The following is a 3,773-nucleotide window of genomic DNA, read 5'->3' on the forward strand; positions in this document are numbered from 1 at the left end:
GGGCGCCCTGCCGCTGCCGCCCTACATCGCGGGCAAGCGCGCCACGGATACCCGGGACACCACCGACTACCAGACGGTCTACGCCCGGCATCCGGGAGCGGTCGCGGCGCCGACGGCAGGCCTGCACTTCTCCGAGGCGCTGCTGTCCGATCTCGATGCCGCGGGTCTGCGGCGCCACCACGTCACGCTGCATGTCGGCGCCGGGACCTTCCTGCCGGTCAAGGCCGAGGATACCGACGCACACCGCATGCATGCGGAGATCGGCATCCTCGACGCAGCCACGGCCGACACCCTGAACGCGGCGCGGGCCGCGGGGGGCCGGATCGTCGCGGTGGGCACCACGGCGCTGCGCCTTCTGGAGAGCGCCGCCGGCCCGGACGGGACGCTCGCGCCCTTCTCGGGGCCGACCGAGATCTTCATCACGCCGGGCTATCGGTTCCGCGCGGTCGACGCGCTCGTGACCAACTTCCACTTGCCGCGCTCGACGCTGTTCATGCTGGTCTCGGCCTTCTCCGGACTGGAGACGATGCGCGCGGCCTACGCGCACGCGATCGAGGCGGGATACCGGTTCTACTCCTACGGCGACGCCAGCCTGCTCTTCCCGGGCCCGCGCGCGGACATCCCATGACCGACAGCGTTCGCTTCGGATTCAACCTGCTGGCGCAGGACGACACCGCCCGAACCGGCGTCATCACGACGCCGCGCGGCACGATCCGCACACCGGCCTTCATGCCGGTGGGCACCGCCGCGACCGTCAAGGCGATGTATCCCGATCAGGTCCGCGACCTCGGCGCCGACGTGGTGCTGGGCAACACCTATCACCTGATGCTGCGGCCCGGCCCGGAGCGGATGGCCCGGCTCGGCGGCCTGCACCGCTTCATGAACTGGGATCGGCCGATCCTGACGGATTCCGGCGGCTTCCAGGTGATGTCCCTCTCCGCCCTGCGGAAGATCGACGAGCAGGGCGTGACCTTCCGCTCGCATATCGACGGCACCGCCCACCACATGAGCCCGGAGCGCTCCATCGAGATCCAGGGTCTGCTCGGCTCGGACATCCAGATGCAGCTCGACGAATGCGTGCGCCTGCCGGCCGACCATGCGGCCATCGAGAAGGCCATGCATCTGTCCCTGCGCTGGGCCGAGCGCTGCCGCGTCGCGTTCGGCGAGCAGCCCGGGCGGGCCCTGTTCGGCATCGTCCAGGGCGGCGACGTGCCGGCCCTGCGCGTCGAGAGCGCGCGTGCGCTGACGGATCTCGATCTCAAGGGCTACGCGGTGGGCGGCCTCGCCGTGGGCGAGCCCCAGGAGGTCATGTTCGCCATGATCGAGACCGTGGAGCCGCATCTGCCGGCGGCGAAGCCCCGGTACCTGATGGGCGTCGGCACGCCGGACGATATCCTCGGCGCGGTCGCCCGCGGGATCGACATGTTCGACTGCGTGATGCCGACCCGCGCCGGCCGGCACGGCCTCGCCTATACGCGCCACGGACGGGTCAACCTGCGCAATGCCCGCCACGCCGAGGACACCGCGCCGCTCGACGAGGCCTCGACCTGTCCGGCGGCCCGGGATTACTCCCGCGCCTATCTGCACCACCTCGTTCGCTCGAACGAGATCCTCGGGATGATGCTCCTGACCTGGAACAACCTCGCCTATTATCAGGACCTGATGGCCGGCGCCCGCGCGGCGATCCGGGACGGCCGCTACGCGGATTACTGCACCAGCACCCGCGCGGGTTGGGCCCGGTCCGAGCGCGCCGCCGCCTGACCGCCCAATTCAGGGATGTGCCAGCACGTGGTAGACTCCGTCCGGATCGTCATGGCCCGTCGCGACGGCAGCCTTCAGATCCGAGACGAGGCGCGCCGCCACGGGCAGGCGGTAATGGAGGGCGTCCCAGTAATTCGCGTCCTCGGTCGTGAGCGGCGAGATCCGGCGGAAATCCACCACGACGGCGCCGCGGCGTTTCCCGATCATCGCGGTGCGCGCCTTGCAAGCCGCCTCGCGCCGGCCCGCTGCCGAGTCCGGCGCTCCCTGCGCCGCCGCATGGACCGGCATGAACGCCACGATCTTCAGCGCCTCCCGCGGCACGCGGCCGAGCAGATCGTCGAGATGGGCGAGGGCCGGCATCGGGGCGCCCGGTGCGTCCGCGGCGGATGACTCGACGGCCCCCGCTCGGATATGCGCCCGCGCGCGGTCAAGGTCGTAGCGCGCCTCCGATGGCGTGAACACCGCATAGCCGTCGCCGCGGATCCTCGCCCGTGCCAGCCCGAGATCTGCGAACCCGGCTCCGACGGCCGTCGTGACCGAGCGCAAGCTCATCTGCCGCAACACGTCCCCCGGCGCTCCGTCCGCGTAGAGCCAGTCCGGAAAGGCGTTCGCGGTTCGGGCCGGCGGATCGGCGGCGCACCACGTGGCGTCGAGGCCGAACAGGACCGCGCGGATCGGCCTGCGTGCCAGGAACAATCCGGCAAGGCGGGTCTGCTCATCGGGCGTGGCGGCATTCATAGCCAGATTGGCGAACCGCACGCCGAAGGCCGCGTCCAGCGCGACCGGGTCGAGCAGACGTGCGGTCGAGGTCCCGAAGACCGCCGCGTCGAACGGACCGCCGCGGGCGATCTGCGGGTAGGAGAGCCGCTGATTGGTGTCCATGATCGGTCCCGGCGGACGACCGGGCGCGGCCCGCAATCCGTAGGGGTCGATTGCGGCCACGAGGCCGATCGCCGCCAGGCCCATGATTGCGGCGGCCACGACGAAGGTGCGGGCGAAGCCGCTCCATGCTGAAGGGTGGTCGATCGGGCGGTGAGACGGCGCGTCCATCGGCGGGCTCCATACGCCATTCCGCCGCCCGCGTCGCAGCCGGCGACACCGGGCGACGGCGCATCCCCGTGGGTTTGCTCGACCAGGGACACGGGCATGCGCGGAGCCATCACGCCGCCTCCACCGCGACTGACCGCTTCGTCGCGGCACCCAGACCCGTCTCAGATCGAAAAACCTTCGATTCACCATCCTGGACGGAGGCGAAGGCCAAATCCTGATCGAGGCCGTTGGAGGCGCATGGTCTCCTCCGCGCCGCCTGAGAAAGACCCCCTCGCGACGGCGGCGGAAGCGGTCGCCGATCTTCCGACGAATGTCTTCGTTACGCGGTGGCAGCAAATCACGGGTGAGCCGCCCGCGATTCTCTTGAGCTCGTATTCCGAGATGATCGCGCTCTTGGTGGCGAGCGTGCCCATGGCGCCGTTTCCACGTCACGGGCCCGAGCCCGACGAGGCGGGTCTCGACCCCGGTGCGGGCCGAGATCAAAACGAGCCATGACGATCAAGCCGTTGGCGGCCTGTAACTGGGTCCAGCGCCATATCTGGCGGCAGCACGCGCGCGACGCCCTAACGCCGTTTGAGGTCCCGTGCGATAGGCAGGAGTGATACGCGCTCCGTCCGGGTTCCTCTGCTGCTACCCGCCCGGCGTGCTTTGAATCGGCCATCGAATCCGCGCACCCAGGACATCAATCTGATCGCGGCACAGGAATTTGTACTCTGGGGCGCCCTGCGGCCAAACGCTGGGATCGCTGGCTATGCCGAGGCCATTGACGATGAACGAATGCAGCGAGCGGCCGGACAGATTGTCATCGAACTCTATATAGAATTTGTCGCTAAGCCCATTTATCTTTAACAGCTCTTTTAGAGCCGCGACCGCGCTGATTATTGCTTCTGCGCCGTTTGTCATGGCTTCCTCCGAAAACGGAGGTACCACAACCTACGGTAAGCGTCTGTGGCAGTATCGCT

At 69.0% G+C, this 3,773-nt stretch carries 4 protein-coding genes; 2 read left to right on the forward strand and 2 right to left on the reverse strand.

The features are described from left to right. Together I53_RS07370 and tgt are read left to right on the forward strand one after the other, a co-directional pair. The coding region (locus I53_RS07370; RefSeq protein ID WP_043348521.1) for an S-adenosylmethionine:tRNA ribosyltransferase-isomerase at window positions 1–628 on the forward strand (628 nt) is incomplete at its 5' end. Continuing rightward, window positions 625–1,761: a tRNA guanosine(34) transglycosylase Tgt gene (gene tgt / locus I53_RS07375; RefSeq protein WP_043348524.1), complete on the forward strand. Its 1,137-nt coding sequence runs from the start codon at window positions 625–627 to the stop codon at window positions 1,759–1,761. The genes I53_RS07370 and tgt, both read left to right, overlap by 4 nt. Window positions 1,762–1,770: 9 nt before the next feature. Here the strand turns inward: tgt and I53_RS07380 are convergent, their stop codons facing one another. Together I53_RS07380 and I53_RS33085 are read right to left on the reverse strand one after the other, a co-directional pair. Next, window positions 1,771–2,811 carry a hypothetical protein gene (locus tag I53_RS07380; protein ID WP_043348526.1) on the reverse strand — a complete coding sequence of 347 codons (1,041 nt, stop codon included), beginning with the start codon at window positions 2,809–2,811 and terminating at the stop codon, window positions 1,771–1,773. 630 nt (window positions 2,812–3,441) lie between these two features. Then, entirely contained in the window at window positions 3,442–3,714 is a 273-nt protein-coding gene (locus I53_RS33085; RefSeq protein WP_124262915.1) for a hypothetical protein, read from the reverse strand. Window positions 3,715–3,773 lie beyond the last annotated feature (59 nt).

This window comes from Methylobacterium sp. B1, from assembly GCF_000333255.1.
GTDB classification, from domain to species: domain Bacteria; phylum Pseudomonadota; class Alphaproteobacteria; order Rhizobiales; family Beijerinckiaceae; genus Methylobacterium; species Methylobacterium fujisawaense.